This is a genomic window from Caballeronia sp. J97 (genome assembly GCF_905220305.1).
In the GTDB taxonomy this organism is placed as follows: Bacteria; Pseudomonadota; Gammaproteobacteria; order Burkholderiales; family Burkholderiaceae; genus Caballeronia.
Genome location: NZ_CAJMZL010000008.1, coordinates 67,151 through 85,220, shown reverse-complemented (window position 1 = coordinate 85,220; position 18,070 = coordinate 67,151). Strand labels below are relative to the sequence as shown.

The window sequence follows — 18,070 nt, the reverse complement described above, 5'->3', positions numbered from 1 at the left end:
CATGGACATCGTCACTTACGAAATCATCCGCAGCAGTCTCTTCGCGATCGCCCGTGAAATGAAGATCGCGATGATGCGCACCGCCGGCAGCCCGCTCATGCACGCGAGCGGCGATTCGTCGGCCGCCATTTTCGACGCCGACATGCAGCTCGTCGCGCAAGGCAACGACATCCCGACGATGCTCGGCTCGGCCGTCATCTCGACGCGCGTGTCGGTCGAAGCGGTCGGGCGCGACAACCTGCGCCCCGGCGACGTCATCGTCAGCAATGACGCCTATGTGGGCGGCGGCAATCATCAGCCGGACGTGCAGTTCACGCGGCCGGTGTTCGCGGGCGGCAAGATCGTCGCCTTCGTGATGACGCGCGGCCACTGGACGGACATCGGCGGACAGTCGCCGGGCAGCTATACCGTCACGACATGGGACGTGTTTGCCGAAGGCATCCGCATTCCGCCGGTGTTTCTGTATCGCAACGACGAGCCGGTGCAGGACATGCTCAACCTGCTCACGCGGAACAGCCGCAACGCGCATGAACTGCTGCTCGACATTCAGGCGCAATACGCGGGCACGTTCGTCGGCGATCGGCGCATCGGCGAACTGGTCGCGAAGTACGGCGCCGATGCGCTGCGCGACGTGATGAGCCAGAGCCTCGATCACTCGGAGAAGCTGATTCGCGCGGAGATCGCGCGGATTCCGGATGGCGTGTACGAAGCGCAGGAATATCTCGATCCGATCGAGGCGCCGGGCTGGAAACAGGAGCGTCCGCTGCTCAAGGTGAAGATCACGAAGACGGCCGATCACATCACCTTCGACTACACCGGCACCGGGCCGCAGGCGCGCGGCGGCATCAACTGCCCGCTGTCGGTGACGTGCAACAGCACCTGGTTCACCGTGAAGGCGTTGACCGATCCGGGCATTCCGACGAACCAGGGCTGCTATCGGCCGGTGACGATCATCGCGCCGGAGGGCAGCGTGCTGAACTGCCGATATCCGGCATCGGTGGTGTCGGGCAATACGGAGACGTCGCCGCGCGTGATCGATCTGTTGCTCAAGGCGCTCGCGCCTGCGGTGCCGGAGCGCATCACCGGGCAAAGCAACTGCGCGTCGTGCGCGGGCATTTTCAGCGGACGCGATACCGATGCGGCGCGCATCGCCCGCACCGGCCAGGAATTCGTCACCATGCACGACGTTCACGCGGGCGGCATGGGCGCGCGGGCGCAGAAGGACGGCGTGAGCGGCGTGCGCGTCTACGTGGGCAACGCGGGCAGTCAGTCGATCGAGATGATCGAAGCGACTTCGCCGCTGATGGTCGAGGAATGGTCGCTCGTCACCGACAGCGGCGGCGCGGGCCGCCAACGCGGCGGGCTGACATCGCGGCGCGTGTATCGCGTCGAATACGACGAAGCCACGTTCACCGTGTCGGGCGAGCGCGGACGTTCCGCGCCCGAAGGCCACTTCGGCGGGCAGCCCGGGACGCGCTTCCAATGCGTCGTCGAACGCGCGGACGGCAGCGAGCACGAGGTCGCGGCGAAGGGCGGGCAGACGGTCGTGTATCGCGGCGACCGCGTGACGGTTCAGCCCGCGGGCAGCGGCGGCTATGGCGATCCGCGCGAACGCGAACAGATGCGCGTCGATGCCGATATCGCCGATGGCTACATCAGCGCGGATGCGGCGGCGCAACGCTACGGCCGCACGCAGGAAACCGTCGACGCACCGCTGGAAGTCACCGCCGAATGAGCGCGAACGAAGCCATGAACCAGCCTCCGCCGCTCGCGGGCGTGTGCGTGATCGAGATCGGCCACAGTCTCGCCGCGCCGTATGCGGGCATGATTCTCGGGTCGCTCGGCGCGGACGTCATCAAGATCGAAAGCGCGGAACACGGCGACTACGCGCGCGACTGGGGCCCGCCTTTCGTCGATGGAGCGGCCGCGCTGTTTCATGCGGTGAATCACGGCAAGCAGAGCATCGCGATGTCGCTGTCGAATCCGGACGAAGCGCAGGCGTTGCGCGAACTGATCGCGCGCCGCGCCGATGTCGTGCTGCAGAACCTGAAGGCGGGCGGCACGGAGAAATACGGTCTCGGCGGCGACGCGATGCTGCGCATGAAGCCGTCGCTCGTCTACTGCAATCTCGGCGCGTTCGGCGCGGCGGGACCGCTGCGCGACAAACCCGGCTACGATCCGCTCGTGCAGGCGCTCTCGGGTCTCATGAGCTTTCTCGGCCAGCCGGGCGAGCCGCTGTCGCGCATTCCGGTGTCGGTGAACGACATGGGCACGGGACTATGGGCTGCGATCGGCGTGCTCGCCGCGCTCTTCAGACGCCGGGCGACGGGCGCGGGCGAGATCGTGTCCGTGTCGCTGTACGAGACCGCGATCAGCTGGGCGGGCATCCAGATCGCCGACTATCTGGCTTCGGGCGTGCTGCCGGGGCGCTGGGGATCGGGGACGGCCGCGATCGTGCCGCATCAGGCCTTCGAATGCGCGGACGGCACCATCATGGTCGCCGCGGGCAACGACCGCCTGTTCCGCCGCCTTTGCGGCGTGCTCGATATCGCCGCGCTCGCCGACGACGCGCGCTTCGTCACGAACGGCGCGCGCGTGAGCAACCGCGTCGCGCTGATCGACTTGCTGCACGTCGAGTTCCGCAAGCGGGGCACCGCGCACTGGCTCGATGCGCTCGATCAGGCCGGCATTCCGTGCGGACCGATTCAGACCGTCGATCAGGTCGTCGAGCACGAGCAGACCAAAGCGCTCGATCTGCTGCGCACCACCGACGACGGCGCGGCGACGGTCGTCGGCGTGCCGATTTCGTTCGGCGGCGCACGGCCCGCACGCACCGGCGTTACGCCGAAGCTCGGCGAACACAATCATCTGCTGGCGAAGAAAACACTGGAGACATCGTGAAACTTGCATCGCAACTGATCGGCGCGCTCGACACGCTGACGCTCGAAGAAATCGACGAACAGATTCTCATCGTCAAGCTGAACCGTCCGGAAGTCTCGAACGCGATCAGCACGACAATGGGCGAGGAGATCATCCGCGTATTCGGCGCGCTCGAAGCGAACCCCGCGTTGTATCGCTGCGTGATCCTGACGGGCGCGGGCGAGCGCGCATTCTGCGGCGGCGCGGACCTCAAGCAGCGCGAAGGCATGACCGACGAGCAGTTCGGCGTGCAGCACTATCTGTTCGAGCGCATGAACCGCGCGCTCACCTATTGCCCGGTGCCGGTCATCTGCGCGGCCAACGGCGCGGCGGTCGCGGGCGGACTCGAACTGCTGCTCGCCTGCGATTTCGCCTACGCCGTCAGCCACGCGACATTCGGCTTCACCGAAGTGAAACGCGGCATCATGCCGGGCGGCGGCGGCACGCAGCAACTGCCGCGCGCGATCGGCGTGCGGCGGGCGAAGGAACTGATTCTGCGCGGCGGCAAGTTCACGGCGCAGGAGGCGCTCGCTTGGGGCGTCGTCAACCGGCTGTGCGAGCCGGGGCGCGTGCTCGCCGACGCCATCGACGCCGCGCGCGACATCTGCACGAGCGCGCCGCTTTCGGTCGCGCAGGCTAAGAAGGCGATCGATCTCGGCATGCAGGGCGATCTGCGCACCGGGCTCTATCTGGAAATCGAAGCATACAACCGGCTGATTCCGACCGAGGATCGCCTCGAAGGCATCAGCGCCTACAACGAGAAGCGCTCACCGCGATTCATAGGCCGCTAGACCAATCCAGAACCAAGGCCGACCCGAAAACCGGATTCACCGGAGGAGACAGACATGACACCCGACATCGGCAGCTTCGACAGGCCCAGGGCCGAAGCGACCTACGGCAAGATCACGCGCAGGCTCATCCCGTTCCTGTTCCTGTGCTATGTGTTCGCGTTTCTCGATCGCATCAACATCGGCATTGCGCAGCTCGACATGAAGCAAGACGTGGGCTTCAGCGATCTCACTTACAGCATCGGCGCGGGCATCTTCTTTCTCGGCTACGTGCTGATGGAAGTGCCCAGCAATCTGCTGCTCGCGCGCATCGGCGTGAAGCGCACGTTCTCGCGCATCATGATCCTGTGGGGTTTGATCGCGGCGGGCACGGCGTTCGTCACGCTGCCATCGCATCTCTACACCGTGCGCTTCTTTCTCGGACTCGCGGAGGCGGGGCTTTATCCGGGCGTGATCTTCTATCTCACGCGCTGGTATCCGGTCGAGCGGCGCGCGAAGGTGATCGCCATCTTCACCTGCGCGACGGGCATCGCGGGCCTGTTCGGCGGGCCGCTGTCGGGCGCGCTGATGACGTATTTCAACGGCTATGGCGGGCTGCACGGCTGGCAATGGATGTTCATCGTGCAGGGTCTGCCCGCGAGCGTGCTCGGTGTGATCGCATTCTTTTTTCTCGACGACGGCCCGCAGCAGGCGAAGTGGCTCACCGAGAGCGAAAAGGCGATCGTGCTCGACGACATCCGCAAGAGTTCGAGCGTCTCGACGAAGCACGCGGAGCATACGTTCGGCCGCGCGCTGAAGGATTTTCGCGTCTACGTGATGGGCTTCGTGTGGTTCACGCAGATCGCCGGCGTGTTCGCGATCGGCTTCTGGCTGCCGACGCTCATCAAGAGCGCGGGCGTGTCGAGCGCGTTGCAGATCGGCTGCTATTCGGCGATCCCGTACTTCGTGAGCTGGATCGCGCTCATCATGCTGAACCGTCATTCGGATCGCACGATGGAGCGGCGCTGGCACTGCGCGATCGCGATGGTGTTCGGCGCGGCCGGTCTCGTCGTCGCGGCGTTCACGACGGGCAACCTCGCGCTGTCGCTCGCGGCATTGTCGGTGGCGACGGCGGGCATCCTCGCGCCCAATCCGCTGATCTGGGCGATCTCGACCGATTACATTCGCGGCAGCGGCGCGGCGGGCGGCGTCGCGGTGATCAATTGCGTCGGCCTGCTCGGCGGCTTCGTCAGCCCGATGATCATCGGCTCGATCAAGACCATGACGAACAGCATGGCGGGCGGACTCGGCGCGATCGCGCTGCTGATGGTGATCGGCGCGATTGCGGCAGTGGTGCTTGCGCCGTCGACGTCGGCGGCGCCGATCGGGGCAGGACAAAAGGATGAAGGCAGCGATGCGGTCGCGGACGCGACGATCTGAACCGGAGCAGACATGAACGAAAGAGACGTGCAGATTCGCGAAGTCGGCTTGCGCGATGGCTTGCAGATGGTGCACACGATTCTCGCGAGCGGGCAGAAGCTCGACTGGTGCGCGCGCATGGTCGATGCGGGCGTGATCGATATCGAAGTGACGTCGTTCGTGCCGCCGAAAATCGTGCCGCAGTTCGCGGACGCGTTCGAGGTCGCGACCGGCGCGCTCGCGATCGATGGTCTTCACGCGGCGGCGCTGGTGCCGAATCTGAAGGGCGCGCAACGCGCATTCGACGTGGGGCTGGGCAAGGTGCACTACGTGCTGTCCGCGAGCAACGAGCACAACCTGAAGAACGTGCGGCGCAGCACGGCGGAATCGGTGCAGGACTTCGAACGCATCGCGGCAGCGCGCGACGAACTCGATCGCGATGTCGTGCTCGGCGCAGGCGTGGCGACCGCGTTCGGCTGCACGATCGCGGGCAAGGTCGATGAACGCACGGTGCTCGGACTCGTCGAAACGCTCATCGAAGCGGGCGCGGAGGAGATCACGATCGCCGATACGGTCGGCTACGCGAATCCCGCGCAGGTGCGCGCGCTCATGCGCCAGGTCGTGGCGCTTGCGGGACCGGTGCCCGTCGCCTGTCATTTTCACGATACGCGCGGTCTGGGACTCGCCAACGTGATGGCCGCGCTCGATGCAGGCGTGCGCGCATTCGATGCATCGCTCGGCGGGCTCGGCGGCTGTCCCTTCGCGCCCAACGCGACGGGCAATATCAATACCGAGGACACCGTGTTCATGCTCGAAGCGCAGGGTTTGCGCACGGGCATCGAGATCGGCAAGCTGCTGGCGATTCGCGAGACGATCGCCGCGTGGCTGCCGGGCGAGCCGTTCACGGGCGCGATCGCCCGCGCAGGACTGCCCGCGACCTTTGGCGATCGCGAGGCCGTCGCCGCGTGACTTCAGTCAGCGCCCCGAGATGCCGCCGCAAGCCGTTCGAGCAGATCGGCGAGCAGCTCGGGCGCGAGCACCATCGCGTCGTGGCCGGTGTCGATGCTCTCCCAGCCCCAGTCCGGGCATTGCGACCGGACATGCTCGCGCACGGGCGCGAGCGTGTCGTATGAAGGATTCGCGCAATGCACGTAGGTGCACGGCAGCCCATTGCCGAGCGGCGATTCGAGCTGGAGCGGCGTGGTGTAGGTCGCGAGCGGATGCGGCGTCAGCCGCCGGCTGACCCATTCGGCAAGCGGATGATCGTCCGGAATGCCGGTGCCATTCAGTCCGTTGACGGGCATCGCGATTGCCTGGCCGCTTGCCCCGACCGATGCCATGCGCTCATCGACGACGCTCGCGGGCAGCACATCGAACGCGGACTGGCCGCTTTGCGCGAGCAGGCTGTCGAGGAAGACGATCGTGCGCAGCGTGTGCGCGATACGATCGGCGACGCCTGACGCGACGAGTCCGCCATAACTATGACCGACGAGCACGACGTCGTTCAATTCCTCCGCCTCGATGACGTTGACGACATCTTCGATGCTCACATCGAGCGACGTGACCGATGCGATCAGATGATGGCGCTCGCCGAGGCCGGTCATGGTCGGCGCGACGACGCGATGTCCACGCGCGATCAGTTCATCCGCTACGAAGCGCCAGACCCAGCCGCCATGCCAGGCGCCGTGAATCAGGACGAAATTGCACTGCATGTCGTTCTGTGGACGGCTTTTCAAGTCGGTCTCCTGATCGATGTGCGCGCATTGGCGAGTTGGCAAATCGTCTCAGAGATGAGGCCGCCACGCAACCGATTGCACATGCCGCGAACATCGCCGCTTACTGGTTATCACCGATATAACCCGCGCATCTCACCTGATCTGATCTTTTCACTATCGTCGCGCATCGATGTTTCTTAGACTGGCTCGACTGCTGCAATCCCGGCCCACGCCGTAAATCATGGAGAGCGCGAGTGAACCCGTCCGTTCTTGATTCCGATCCGGCGTCAGCCGAGTCTGCGCACATTCCCTCGACCGCAAGCGCGGATGAGCGAGCGCTCTACTGGCGCGTCACGCTGCGCATCGTGCCCTTGCTGTTCGTGTGTTATGTCGTGGCGTTTCTGGATCGCATCAATGTCGGCTTTGCGAAGCTGCAGATGCAGGACGCGCTCGGCTTCAGCGACAGCGTCTATGGCCTGGGCGCCGGCATCTTCTTTCTCTCGTACTGCTTGCTGGAAGTGCCGAGCGCGATGCTGCTCAGACGCATGGGCGCGAAGAAGACCATCGCGCGCATCATGATCTGCTGGGGAATCGTCGGGGCCTGCTCCGCGTTCGTCACCAACGTCACGCAGTTTTATATCGTCCGCTTGCTGCTGGGTGTGTTCGAAGCGGGCTTCTTTCCCGGCGTGATCTTCTACCTGAGCTCATGGTTTCCGGAAAGAAGGCGCGGTGTGATCATCGCCTGCTTCATGGTCGGGTTTCCGGTGGCGGGCCTTGTCGGCGGTCCGGTATCGGGATGGGCGATGACGAGTCTCGCGCACGTCGCCAATCTCGCCGGATGGCAATGGCTCTATATCGTCGAGGCATTGCCGGCGGTCGTGCTCGGTCTGATCACGCTGCTCCTGCTGGACGACAACATCGACAAAGCCGGATGGCTGACCGAAGCGGAGAAGGGCGTACTTCGTCAGGGCTTCGATGTCGAGACGGAACGAAAGCGCCGGGCCGGGCAACACGGTCATGCGAAGCTCGCCGAGGCGCTTGCGGATCCGAAGGTCTATATGCTCGCGTTCATCGATTTCGCTTTCGTCTGCGGAACCTACTCGGTGACGTTCTGGCTTCCGACCGTCATGAAAGACTCGGGCATCACGAATCTGTCGCTGCTCGGATGGCTTTCCGTCATACCGTACGGCATGGGCGCAATCGGCATGGTCACGATCAGCCGAAGCTCGGATCGCATGCTCGAACGCCGCTGGCATGCTGCGATCGCGGGTTTCGTCGGCGCTATCGCGTTGTTGCTCGTCTCGCATCCGACCAACTCGCCTGCATTGACCGTTGCGCTGCTGACGGTGGCGTGCGTCGGCATCTTCGCGACCAACGTGCTCATATGGTCGCTCGCGGCGGACTATCTGAACGGTTCGCCGGCAGCGGCGACGAGCATCGCTTTCGTCAATTGCATCGGCTTGCTCAGCGGCTTTTGCAGTCCGTTCGTCATCGGATGGCTGAAAACCGCGACGGGAACGCTCGTCAGCGGACTTTACGTGATGACGGCAATACTCGTGGCGGGCATTCTCGTGATGCTGCTCGGCTTCAGACGTCATACTGAAACGCAGGCACGAGCCGCACTGACGACAGGCACGGAGTGAACCCTATGCATAACCTTGCCATTCTCGATGATTTCCAGAACACCGCGCTTCGTTTCGGGGACTGGAGCAGCTTGCGCGAGCACGCCGACATGACCGTTTTCACGGAACACATCCGCGACGAGAACGAACTGGTCGAACGTCTGCAACCCTTCAACATCCTTTGCGTGATGCGCGAACGCACATGGTTCACGCGCAGCGTGCTTTCGCGTTTGCCGAATCTGAAGCTGCTGGCAAGCACGGGGCCGTGGAACGCAGCCATCGATATCGAAGCGGCCGATGAATTCGGCATTACCGTATGCGGGACCGCATCGTCGCCGACTGCCGCGGCGGAACTCGCCTGGGCGCTTATTCTCGCCGCGACGCGACACATCCCGAGTGAAGTCGCATCGTTCAGAAAGGGAGGCTGGCAGGTATCGGTGGGCGGCGATCTGCATGGCAAAACCATCGGACTCATCGGGCTCGGCTATACCGGCGGCGCGACTGCACGCGTCGCCCAGGCGTTTGGAATGCGCACCATCGCATGGAGCCAAAACATGACGCGCGAGTCCGCCGCGAAGTTCGGCGCGCTCCATGTGTCGAAGGACGAGTTGCTCGCATCGAGCGATATCGTTTCGATTCACGTGCGGCTATCGGAACGCACGCGCGATCTGATCGGCGAGAGGGAGCTCACGATGATGCAACCGCACGCGCTGCTGGTGAACACGGCACGCGGACCGATCGTCAATGAGCGAGCGCTTATCGATGCGCTGGCTGAAAAGCGAATCGCATGCGCCGCGCTCGATGTCTTCGATCAGGAGCCGTTGCCTGCGGATCATCCGTTCCGATCGATGGAGAACGTGATCGCGACATCGCATATCGGTTATGTAACCGACTCGTCTTATCGCGTCTACTACGGCGAATCGGTCGAAAACATTCGGGCCTGGATGGCCGGTGCCCCGGTCCGTGTGCTGACGCCCGCGGCACGCGAAATCAGTTACATCAGCTCAGTCGCATAGCAGGCTAACGCCGCGACGTCAATTGCGATCTTTACAAGCGTTGCTTCCAGAATAAGAACTGCCTTTGCACGAACGACAAGGTCGACGCGACCGGCATCGTGGGCGAGAGCGCGACGCCACTGTTTGATCCGAATGCGTTCATGGCGTTCGAGGCACGCTTCACCCGCAAGCAGAAGAACTACACCATGGGCGACCAAGAGATGCCTCCGTTCCCGGAGCGGTTCGTGCGTGCACCGGTCGACAAGCGCTTCGTTGAAGCCCGCCGGTATTGCGCAGCCCGTCACGACAAAAATAGTGATCGTGGCTAGTCATAGCGGCCTTGTCTTGCCAGATGCGTTTGACATTCGCCCCTCGGTGTTTGGTTTTTATCGCGTTCATTCGGCGCTGGTTTTCGTGCGCTGTCGATGCGGCATGACAGGCTCAACAGGAGCGGTTTGCGGCAAGTCTTTAATTAACTTTAGTGTTCTCTAGTCGCTAGTCGGCGAAATCCATCGCTGCAAGACAGGTACTGCGGATGCGGCTATAGCAAGGGCATCCGCGTGGGCGCGCGCGAGGCACGGGCATCACGGCGAACAGCTCGCCGCGTTGCACACGATTGAGCGCGGCCCCGCGACGTTGACAGTTCGAAGAAATTCGGACGCGCTCATGCTCGCAGCGCAATCCGTCTCAGCGCTTCCCAATCCGCGTCGAATTCCGACAGAAGGACAGACTCCCGCGCCGGCGTATCTGGCTCGCGCGCGGCCACGGATGAGCATTTTCGATGCCCGTCCTGTGCGAGCAATTCCCTGATCTCACAAGCGATGCCTCAGTGGAATTTTAGAGGGCGAGCGGAGCGGCACTTCGGACGAGCCTGATCAATCGGACCTTTCTCCGACGTTGGAAGAAGGAATTGATACCATAGCGGGATCGCAAGGCATTACAAGAAAATTGAGGTCACGACTAGCTAATGGACATTTTCTACCACGCGCAGAGTTTCGAACAGAATATCAAGGCCGGTTCGGTCGGTTTGATTGGCTCGAGTAGCCCAAAGATCGTCGAGCTCTCACAGCGCTTGCCTAAGCGGATTTGGGTCTTCAAAACGCCGAAAGGCATGAAGGGCTCGATACAGCTCACCGCGTCGCTGCTGGTTAGCGAAGAGCCGAGCGTCGCAGTGAAAACTGACCAACCGAACGTCATCTTCTACGATGTCTTCTCCCCCCATTCCGTCATGTTCACGGATTCGAGCTCGCTTGAGCGCGTTCAGCAGGTCTCCGGTTATTTCCAATATCGATGGCACGCCGCGTTCAGTACAAGTTTCAGAGGAGACGCGGGATTGCGCGCAATGGAAGCGGATGTCGTGCGTGGATTGGAGGCCATGGTAACGAACTGGGCGAAGGTACAAATGTTGGAGCACGTAAAAGATAGGGGCAGCGTGCGCCCTATCAATCCGTTCGCGCAATCATCGAATTGACAGCAGCCACTGCGTGCAGGCGCCACTTGATGTAAGAAACTCACCGAAACGGCGATCGTCTCTGTCTTCCTGCCGCTGATAGCTATGAGCGCTTCCGCTTCGGACAGCCACCCTCGCGATCGAACTGGGAATGCGCCAACCTACGCCATCGCTACGCAAGCCGACAGCTCACGGCCAGGTTGGGCACGAGGGCGCAGCGCTCTTGATCCTGAAGTCCATGCGCGCTACGCCACGAAGCGGAGAGGAATTCTCGTATTCGCCATCGGGGGGGGCGCAGGCGAGCGGCGCGTCGAAAGTCAAAGGAGTCCACCCGCGTAGCACTAATTGTCGAAACTGAACGTCGAAACAAGCTTCTCCATTTGCAAGGCCTGTTCCTTCAACGAGGCGCTAGCAGCCGCCGATTGTTCGACAAGTGCGGCATTCTGTTGAGTTGCGTGATCAAGCTGCGTGATCGCGATGTTGATTTGCTCAATACCCGCCCCCTGTTGAACCGAAGCTCCCGCGATCTCGTTCACGATCGTGTCGACACCATTGATCGACGATATAACGTTCGCGACCGCTTGATGCGCCGATGAGAACAGTCGAGTTCCACCCGCAACGCTCGCCCCCGAGCGTTCGATCATTTCTTTGACGTCCTTGGCGGCCACAGCACTGCGCTGCGCGAGCATGCGGACCTCAGTTGCGACGACTGCGAAGCCTCTGCCGTGCTCGCCCGCCCGTGCAGCTTCGACGGCTGCATTCAAGGCGAGAATGTTGGTCTGGAAAGCGATGCCTTCTATCGTGCCGATAATCTCGGCCATTTCGGCCGAACGCCTGCCAATGTCTCGCATCACCTCAACAGCTTGAGCGATTACCTCGCCGCTGCCTTCGGCCTTTGACGATGCCTCCCGACTCAAGGTGCCAGCCCGACGAGCATTCTCCACGTTGTGTCGCACTGTGGATGTGAGCTGCTCCATGCTTGCAGCCGTCTCTTGTAGTGATGCTGCTTGCTCTTCCGTTCGAGTCGACAGATCGACGTTACCGGCGGCAATCTCCTCGCTGCCGCTAAACACCGATACTGCACTCGCTTTCGTCGCCAGCAGGATTCGATTGAGCGCGCTCAACAACTCGTTCATTCTTCGTCGGATCAGCGCAAGCTCATCGATTCCGCTTATCTCAAGTTGTCCTCGCAGGTCGCCTGTGCTCATTCGCTGCATGCAATCCGAGATTTCTTTGACATCGGCTGCCGTTCGTCGAGAGAACGCTACGAACAGATACAACGCGAATGACACTGACAGGGCACTCACCGTACCGATGAGGGCGACGGATCGCGCGTTAGCCGCCTTACGTTGAATCAGCAAGTCGCGCAACCGCATAGAAAGCCTCGCATGCGCGAGGTAAACGACGTCGACGGCCTTGCTGCCCACGTTAAAGTACTCAGTCGAGTCCACCTGTTTAGCCGCGCTGCCGGACGCGAGTTCGATCACCAACGAACTGAAGGCGTCGAAGTCGCTCAGACTCAGCGATTGCAACGCCTGCTTCCCATCTGAATCGCCGATTGTCCGGTGTGCACGATCCAGGTCTTGACGCGCCGTCGCGATCTTCTCACGCAGCAGATGACCGTAGACACCAAGCGCACCACGATCGGCTTCATCGAGCGAACCGTGGGCCAATGCCGCGGCGCCCCGTCCGCGCGTAATCGCAGCCAGCTCGGCAGACATTGGCAGTGAGAAGACGACCGTGTTCATGAGATAGTAGGTCGTCGCCTCCGGGTCAAGAGCAAGCGTCGACCTGTCTGCCAAATCGGCAGTGAACTTGAAAATTGCGTGTACGAGGGCTGTATGAGCGCCGAAAAGCTCGTCCGATGGTGTCGACAGCGGCATTGCCTTCAACCTCGCATACTGGTCGGCCAGCAGGCCAGCCTCCGAGCTTATGTCGAACGACTTGGTATTTGCGGCTGACTCGCGCAACAATGCGACGAGTTTCGCAGCTTCAGCGTCGGCGGTTTCGAAGGTTCGATGATCGTCGGCCTGACGGCGCTCTGTCTAATCGCCTGCTCGGGGCCGTTTCGGGACGGGCCCGAGCGGGCCGCGGATATAGCGACGGCGCGCGGCGCTATCGGCACAATCGGTACGCCCGTGAGCGCGGCAGACATCGCTGCGTGGAACATCGATGTCGCGCCCGACGGTCACGGCCTGCCTGCGGGCAGCGGCGACGTGGCGACCGGCGCGCGGATCTTCGCGGCCAAGTGCGCCGCGTGTCACGGCGCGAAAGGCGAGGGCGTGCTGGGCGACCGGCTGATCGGCGGGCGCGGCACGCTTGCGAGCGCGAAGCCGGTTCGCACGGTCGGAAGCTACTGGCCGTACGCGACGACACTCTTCGATTACATCCGCCGCGCGATGCCCTACAACGCGCCGCAATCGCTGAGCGCGGACGAGGTCTATGCAGTGAGCGCGTGGATCCTGAATCAGAACGGCATCGTTCCCGACGACGTTCGCCTCGATGCACATTCGCTTGCCGCCATTCGCATGCCGAACCGCGTTGGATTCGTTTCAGACCCGCGACCGGGACACCTTTGAACGGAATGCCAACGGCTCACGCCGTGCCTGTAACGGGTCCTTATCCGATAGCAGCAGCATCAAATCGACATGCGTAGCATGACGTAATGATGGATCGATGCCGCCGGTGATTTGCAAACTTCAAAGGATTGCTTGGCGGTGCGTTTCGTTGCCCCCTGCATGAAGCGGTTCGGGCATCCGCGCGCAGCAGGACTCGGCGAATCTGGCTTTCGTACGAAGGTGATTCCGCGCCGCATCGATGTGCGCCAGGCGGTGTTGCAGATCAGGTGAGGAGCGACTCGCGTCTTCATTCGAGACCGAAGCTGGAAGGACCGGCTCGTGGCAGCTCGCATCATCAAATAGGCGAGGGCGCTTCATCGCGCTACACGCGCCTCATCCGTTTAGCGCCGCTCTTCATATGCTTTGTTGAAATCGTTCTTGGCGTCGTTCGTGTCGCCCGTACAAGATGGAGAGTTATCTTATTCTCCGGAGCTTTCCATGAGCGGCGATGCCCCGCGCCAACTGCATCTCAACATCAACGCGCTTCATTCCGGATTCGTGCCCTCGGCATGGCGTCTGCCGGATTCGGATCCGAACGTATTCCTCGACGTGAACCACTATGTGCGATTGGCGCAACTGGCCGAACGTGCGTGTCTCGATGCAATCTTTCTCGCCGATAACGCCGCGATCTCCGATCAGCTCGACATGCGCCCCATCACGGCGCTCGAACCGACGATGCTCCTCACGAGCATTGCGGCCGCGACCACTCATCTGGGGCTGATCGCGACGGCATCGACGAGTTACAACGAGCCGTATAACATCGCACGTCGATTCGCGACGCTCGATCTGATCAGCGGCGGACGCGCGGGCTGGAACATCGTCACGACGGCGGACCTGCCCTCCGCACGCAACTTCGGTCACGACACGGTCCCCGACCATGCAACGCGCTATGCGCGCGCGGACGAGTTCGCGGCGCTCGTCAAGACGCTGTGGAATAGCTGGGATGACGACGCATTCGTGGCGGACAAATCAAGCGGGCGCTTCGTCGACCTCGAGAAGGTGCATCCGGCCGATCATCGTGGGCGATTTTTCAGCGTGCGCGGCGCGCTGAATCTGCCGCGCTCGGCGCAGGGTCATCCGGTTCTGGTGCAGGCGGGTGCATCGGGCGACGGACGCGAGCTTGCCGCGCGCCATGCGGAAGCGGTGTTTTCGGCATCGCAATCGTTCGACGAATCGCGCGGATATCGCGAAGATCTCAACGCGCGCGCGGCGCGTTACGGGCGCGGCCCGAACGCGGTGAAAGTGCTCGCGGGGCTGACCACGATCATCGGTTCGACGGAGAGCGAGGCGCTGCGACGCCGCGACGAACTCGTCGATCTGATTCCGGTGCAGTACAGCCTGAACCGCATCGCCGGCACGCTCGGCATTCCCGTCGATTCGCTTTCGCTCGACAAGCGTTTGCCCGACGACTTGCCGTTGCCCAATGGCGGCAATGGCAATCACACGTTCTTCAACGCGACGCTCGCGCAGGCGCGCACGCATGGCTACACGGTGCGCGAACTCATCCGTGCGCTGGCGGGCGGCGGCGGACATCGCGTGATCGTCGGCACGCCCGAGCAAGTTGCGAATGACATCGAGCACTGGTTCAGGAACGGCGCCGCCGACGGCTTCAATCTGATGCCCGACGTACTGCCCGATGGTCTCGAAGCCTTCACGGAAGGCGTCGTGCCGATACTTCAGCAGCGGGGCATTTTCCGTCGCGCATATGAGGGCAAGACCTTGCGCAGTCATCTGGGGTTGTCGGTGCCGGAGGGCGCGGTGCTCGACACGCATTAGGTACGCGGTAGGGGAGCGGTACCCGTAACGTGTCGATCCCTTTCGGCATTGCATTCGACGTCACATGCTTTTCGAGTCGCCATGCTTTCCATATGCATAACCGTTCGTTCACGCGCGCGCGATGCCGCTTTATCGTGATCGCCGCGGCGCGTCACATTCGGCCGCCGAACAACGAACAGAGAGGAATTGCACCACATGGCAGGCTTCAACCGACGCGATTTTCTGGTTTCATCGGGCGCGGCGCTCGCGTCCGCCGGCCTGTCTTCGCTCGCCTTCGCGCAGGAAGCGGCTCCTAAGCGTGGCGGCACGCTCAACATGCTGATCAATCCCGAGCCGCCCGTGCTCGTATCGATCTTCCAGACGACGGGGCCCGCGCTCGTCGCGAGCTCGAAGGTGCTCGAAGGCCTGCTCGCGTATGACTTCGATCTGAAGCCGAAGGCGCAGCTCGCGACCGCGTGGAACGTGAGCCCGGACGGTCTCAAGTACACGTTCACGCTGCGCCAGAACGTGAAGTGGCACGACGGCGAGCCGTTCACGTCGGCGGATGTTGCGTTTTCCATCGACTTGTTGAAGTCGATCCATCCGCGCGGGCGCAGCACCTTCGCCAATGTGACGCGCGTATCGACGCCCGATGCGCGCACCGCGGTCATCGAATTGTCGAAGCCTGCGCCGTATCTGCTGAAGGCATTGTCGGCGGGCGAATCGCCGATCGTGCCGAAGCATCTCTATGCGAACGGCGATCCGCTGACGAACCCGCACAACAATGCGCCCATCGGGACCGGGCCGTTCCGCTTCAAGTCGTGGACGCGTGGCGCGAGCATCGTCTATGAGCGCAATCCGGATTACTGGGATGCGGGCAAGCCATATATCGATTCGCTCGTGTTCAAGGTGATTCCCGATGCCGCCGCACGCTCTGCCGCGTTCGAAACCGGTGCGCTCGATTTAGGCGGCGAGAATCCCGTGCCGCTTTCGGATCTGCCGCGTCTCACGCAATTGCCGCAACTGGCCGTGGAAACGCGCGGTTATCGCTTTCTGGAGCCGCTGTCGGAGATCGACTTCAATCTCGATCATCCGATCCTGAAGGACGTGCGCGTGCGTCAGGCGATCGCGCATGCGATCAATCCGCAGATCGTGCAGAAGACGATCGCGTACGGTTACGCCGACATTTCCCCGACGCCGATCACGCCCGCCTCGCCGTATCACAACGCGAAGCTCGCGCCTTACGCATTCGATATCGCCAACGCGGAAAAGCTGCTCGACGCCGCGGGTTATCCGAGCAAGAACGGCGGCCCGCGCTTTCAGTTGACGCACGATTTTCTGCCCTATGGCGACATGTACCGACGTCAGGCCGATTACGTGAAGTCGGCGCTCGCGCGCGTGGGTATCGAGGTGACCGTGCGTTCGCAGGATCTGCCTTCGTTTCTCAAGCGCGTGTATGCGGATCGGCAATTCGACTTCACGAGCATCGGCGTGAATACGCTGTTCGATCCGAGCGTGGGCGTGCAGCGTCTCTACTGGTCGAAGAACATCCGGCCCGGCGTGCCGTTCTCGAACGCGCCGCACTACAGCAATGCGGAAGTCGATACGCTGCTCGAATCGGCGTCGATCGAAACGGATGAGAATAAGCGCGTGGCGCTCTACCAGCAGTTTCAGCAGATCGTTTATCGCGAGCTGCCGATCCTCAGTCTCGTCGCGCCGCGCATGGTTACGCTCGCGAACCGGCGCGTGCGCAATCACACGGTGTCGGCGCAGGGGCTGGAAGGCAATCTCGCCGATGTGTGGCTGAGCGCCTGAGGACGGACAATGAACCGACGCACGCGCTTCGCCGCCATCGCGCGGCGCACCGCATGGCAAGCCCTGCCGACGATGCTCGCCATCGTGGTCCTGAACTTCTTCCTGCTGAAGCTGATGCCCGGCGACGCCGCCGATGTGCTCGCGGGCGAAGCGGGCTCCGCGACCGCCGAAACGCTGCAGGCATTGCGCGCGAAGTTCGGCCTCGATCAGCCGGTGCTGCATCAACTCGGCGCGTATCTGTCGCATCTCGCGCACGGCAGTCTCGGCTATTCGCCGCGTTACGACGCGCCCGTTATGCAACTCATTCTGTCGCGGTTGCCGAACACCTTGCTGCTGATGGGCACGGCGCTCGCCCTCGCGATCGTCGCGGGCATCGTGCTCGGCGCGGTCATGGCGCATTGGGCGGGCAAGTGGCCGGATCGCGTGCTGTCCGTGCTCGCGCTCGTGCTGTATTCGACGCCCGGCTTCTGGATCGGCCTGCTCGCCATCGTGCTGTTCTCGGTGCATCTCGGCTGGCTGCCGAGCGGCGGCGATATCACTGTCGGCGCGTCCTTGCACGGCTTCGCGTATGCCGCCGATGTCGCAAAGCATGTGCTGCTGCCAGCGGTGACGCTCGCGACTTTCTTCGTCGCCATCTATGCGCGTCTCACGCGCGCCGCGATGCTCGAAGTGAAGCGCCAGGACTTCGTGCGTACCGCGCACGCGAAGGGACTGCATCCGCTGCGCGTCACGGTGCGTCATGTGCTGCGCAACGCGCTGATGCCGCTCACGACGATGGTCGGCATTCACTTCGGCACGCTGCTCGGCGGCGCAGCCGTGACGGAGACCGTCTTCAGTTGGCCGGGCCTCGGGCGTCTCGCGCTCGATGCCGTCATGGCGCGCGATTTCAGCGTGCTGCTCGGCGTGCTGCTGCTTTCGTCACTGCTCGTGATCGTCGCCAACGTGACGGTCGATCTGCTGCAGGCGTGGCTCGATCCACGCATCGTCTGACTCAT

The 18,070-nt window shown here is 62.8% G+C and carries 15 protein-coding genes; 13 read left to right on the top strand and 2 right to left on the bottom strand.

The genetic code is table 11. The features are described from left to right. Nucleotide 1: 1 nt before the first annotated feature. Genes U4Y90_RS13505 through U4Y90_RS13485 form a run of 5 tightly spaced genes read left to right on the top strand, consistent with a single transcriptional unit; the run spans nucleotide 2 to nucleotide 6,074 of the window. Nucleotides 2–1,735, top strand: coding sequence for a hydantoinase B/oxoprolinase family protein (locus U4Y90_RS13505; protein ID WP_321795064.1), 1,734 nt, complete (start codon nucleotides 2–4; stop codon nucleotides 1,733–1,735). Beyond that, a complete protein-coding gene (locus U4Y90_RS13500; RefSeq protein ID WP_321795063.1) occupies nucleotides 1,732–2,901 on the top strand; it encodes a CoA transferase in 1,170 nt (389 codons plus the stop codon). Before U4Y90_RS13505 ends, U4Y90_RS13500 begins: the two co-directional genes overlap by 4 nt. Continuing rightward, complete coding sequence (locus U4Y90_RS13495; protein WP_321795062.1) at nucleotides 2,898–3,710, top strand: enoyl-CoA hydratase-related protein; 813 nt, start codon at nucleotides 2,898–2,900, stop codon at nucleotides 3,708–3,710. Before U4Y90_RS13500 ends, U4Y90_RS13495 begins: the two co-directional genes overlap by 4 nt. Before the next feature lie 54 nt (nucleotides 3,711–3,764). Further along, complete coding sequence (locus U4Y90_RS13490) at nucleotides 3,765–5,126, top strand: MFS transporter (protein WP_321795061.1); 1,362 nt, start codon at nucleotides 3,765–3,767, stop codon at nucleotides 5,124–5,126. A gap of 12 nt (nucleotides 5,127–5,138) precedes the next feature. Next, nucleotides 5,139–6,074, top strand: coding sequence for a hydroxymethylglutaryl-CoA lyase (locus U4Y90_RS13485; protein WP_321795060.1), 936 nt, complete (start codon nucleotides 5,139–5,141; stop codon nucleotides 6,072–6,074). Between the two features lie 2 nt (nucleotides 6,075–6,076). On the opposite strand, the gene U4Y90_RS13480 is transcribed toward U4Y90_RS13485, so the two are convergent. Beyond that, nucleotides 6,077–6,841 (bottom strand): alpha/beta hydrolase, encoded by a 765-nt coding sequence (locus tag U4Y90_RS13480; protein WP_321795059.1) that lies wholly within the window; start codon nucleotides 6,839–6,841, stop codon nucleotides 6,077–6,079. A 233-nt stretch (nucleotides 6,842–7,074) separates the two neighbouring features. On the opposite strand from U4Y90_RS13480, the gene U4Y90_RS13475 reads away from it, so the two are divergent. The 4 genes from U4Y90_RS13475 (at nucleotide 7,075) to U4Y90_RS13460 (ending at nucleotide 10,908) form a co-directional block, all read left to right on the top strand. After that, entirely contained in the window at nucleotides 7,075–8,463 is a 1,389-nt protein-coding gene (locus U4Y90_RS13475) for an MFS transporter (protein WP_321795058.1), read from the top strand. A 5-nt stretch (nucleotides 8,464–8,468) separates the two neighbouring features. Then, on the top strand, nucleotides 8,469–9,458 hold the full coding sequence (locus U4Y90_RS13470; RefSeq protein WP_321795057.1) for a D-2-hydroxyacid dehydrogenase family protein: 990 nt from the start codon (nucleotides 8,469–8,471) through the stop codon (nucleotides 9,456–9,458). A 98-nt stretch (nucleotides 9,459–9,556) separates the two neighbouring features. After that, complete coding sequence (locus U4Y90_RS13465; protein WP_321795056.1) at nucleotides 9,557–9,766, top strand: hypothetical protein; 210 nt, start codon at nucleotides 9,557–9,559, stop codon at nucleotides 9,764–9,766. A 638-nt stretch (nucleotides 9,767–10,404) separates the two neighbouring features. Beyond that, entirely contained in the window at nucleotides 10,405–10,908 is a 504-nt protein-coding gene (locus U4Y90_RS13460) for a hypothetical protein (RefSeq protein WP_321795055.1), read from the top strand. 320 nt (nucleotides 10,909–11,228) lie between these two features. On the opposite strand, the gene U4Y90_RS13455 is transcribed toward U4Y90_RS13460, so the two are convergent. Continuing rightward, entirely contained in the window at nucleotides 11,229–12,860 is a 1,632-nt protein-coding gene (locus U4Y90_RS13455; protein ID WP_321795054.1) for a methyl-accepting chemotaxis protein, read from the bottom strand. A 45-nt stretch (nucleotides 12,861–12,905) separates the two neighbouring features. On the opposite strand from U4Y90_RS13455, the gene U4Y90_RS13450 reads away from it, so the two are divergent. The 4 genes from U4Y90_RS13450 to U4Y90_RS13435 all read left to right on the top strand — a co-directional run bounded on the left by U4Y90_RS13450 (nucleotide 12,906) and on the right by U4Y90_RS13435 (nucleotide 18,065). After that, entirely contained in the window at nucleotides 12,906–13,466 is a 561-nt protein-coding gene (locus U4Y90_RS13450; RefSeq protein WP_321795053.1) for a cytochrome c, read from the top strand. Nucleotides 13,467–13,943: 477 nt separating this feature from the next. Further along, the gene (locus U4Y90_RS13445; protein ID WP_321795052.1) at nucleotides 13,944–15,281 is read left to right on the top strand and encodes an LLM class flavin-dependent oxidoreductase; all 1,338 of its coding nucleotides are present in this window, start codon (nucleotides 13,944–13,946) and stop codon (nucleotides 15,279–15,281) included. Between the two features lie 195 nt (nucleotides 15,282–15,476). Continuing rightward, on the top strand, nucleotides 15,477–17,075 hold the full coding sequence (locus tag U4Y90_RS13440; RefSeq protein ID WP_321795051.1) for an ABC transporter substrate-binding protein: 1,599 nt from the start codon (nucleotides 15,477–15,479) through the stop codon (nucleotides 17,073–17,075). Nucleotides 17,076–17,084: 9 nt separating this feature from the next. Beyond that, nucleotides 17,085–18,065: an ABC transporter permease gene (locus U4Y90_RS13435; RefSeq protein ID WP_250437299.1), complete on the top strand. Its 981-nt coding sequence runs from the start codon at nucleotides 17,085–17,087 to the stop codon at nucleotides 18,063–18,065. The last annotated feature ends 5 nt before the right edge of the window (nucleotides 18,066–18,070 follow it).

Bases quoted from the DNA above. Each gene is read 5' to 3' on its own strand.
- U4Y90_RS13505 (WP_321795064.1), top strand. From the start codon at position 2: ATGGACATCGTCACTTACGAAATCATCCGCAGCAGTCTCTTCGCGATC.
- U4Y90_RS13500 (WP_321795063.1), top strand. From the start codon at position 1,732: ATGAGCGCGAACGAAGCCATGAACCAGCCTCCGCCGCTCGCGGGCGTG.
- U4Y90_RS13490 (WP_321795061.1), top strand. From the start codon at position 3,765: ATGACACCCGACATCGGCAGCTTCGACAGGCCCAGGGCCGAAGCGACC.
- U4Y90_RS13485 (WP_321795060.1), top strand. From the start codon at position 5,139: ATGAACGAAAGAGACGTGCAGATTCGCGAAGTCGGCTTGCGCGATGGC.
- U4Y90_RS13470 (WP_321795057.1), top strand. From the start codon at position 8,469: ATGCATAACCTTGCCATTCTCGATGATTTCCAGAACACCGCGCTTCGT.
- U4Y90_RS13460 (WP_321795055.1), top strand. From the start codon at position 10,405: ATGGACATTTTCTACCACGCGCAGAGTTTCGAACAGAATATCAAGGCC.
- U4Y90_RS13450 (WP_321795053.1), top strand. From the start codon at position 12,906: ATGATCGTCGGCCTGACGGCGCTCTGTCTAATCGCCTGCTCGGGGCCG.
- U4Y90_RS13445 (WP_321795052.1), top strand. From the start codon at position 13,944: ATGAGCGGCGATGCCCCGCGCCAACTGCATCTCAACATCAACGCGCTT.
- U4Y90_RS13440 (WP_321795051.1), top strand. From the start codon at position 15,477: ATGGCAGGCTTCAACCGACGCGATTTTCTGGTTTCATCGGGCGCGGCG.
- U4Y90_RS13435 (WP_250437299.1), top strand. From the start codon at position 17,085: ATGAACCGACGCACGCGCTTCGCCGCCATCGCGCGGCGCACCGCATGG.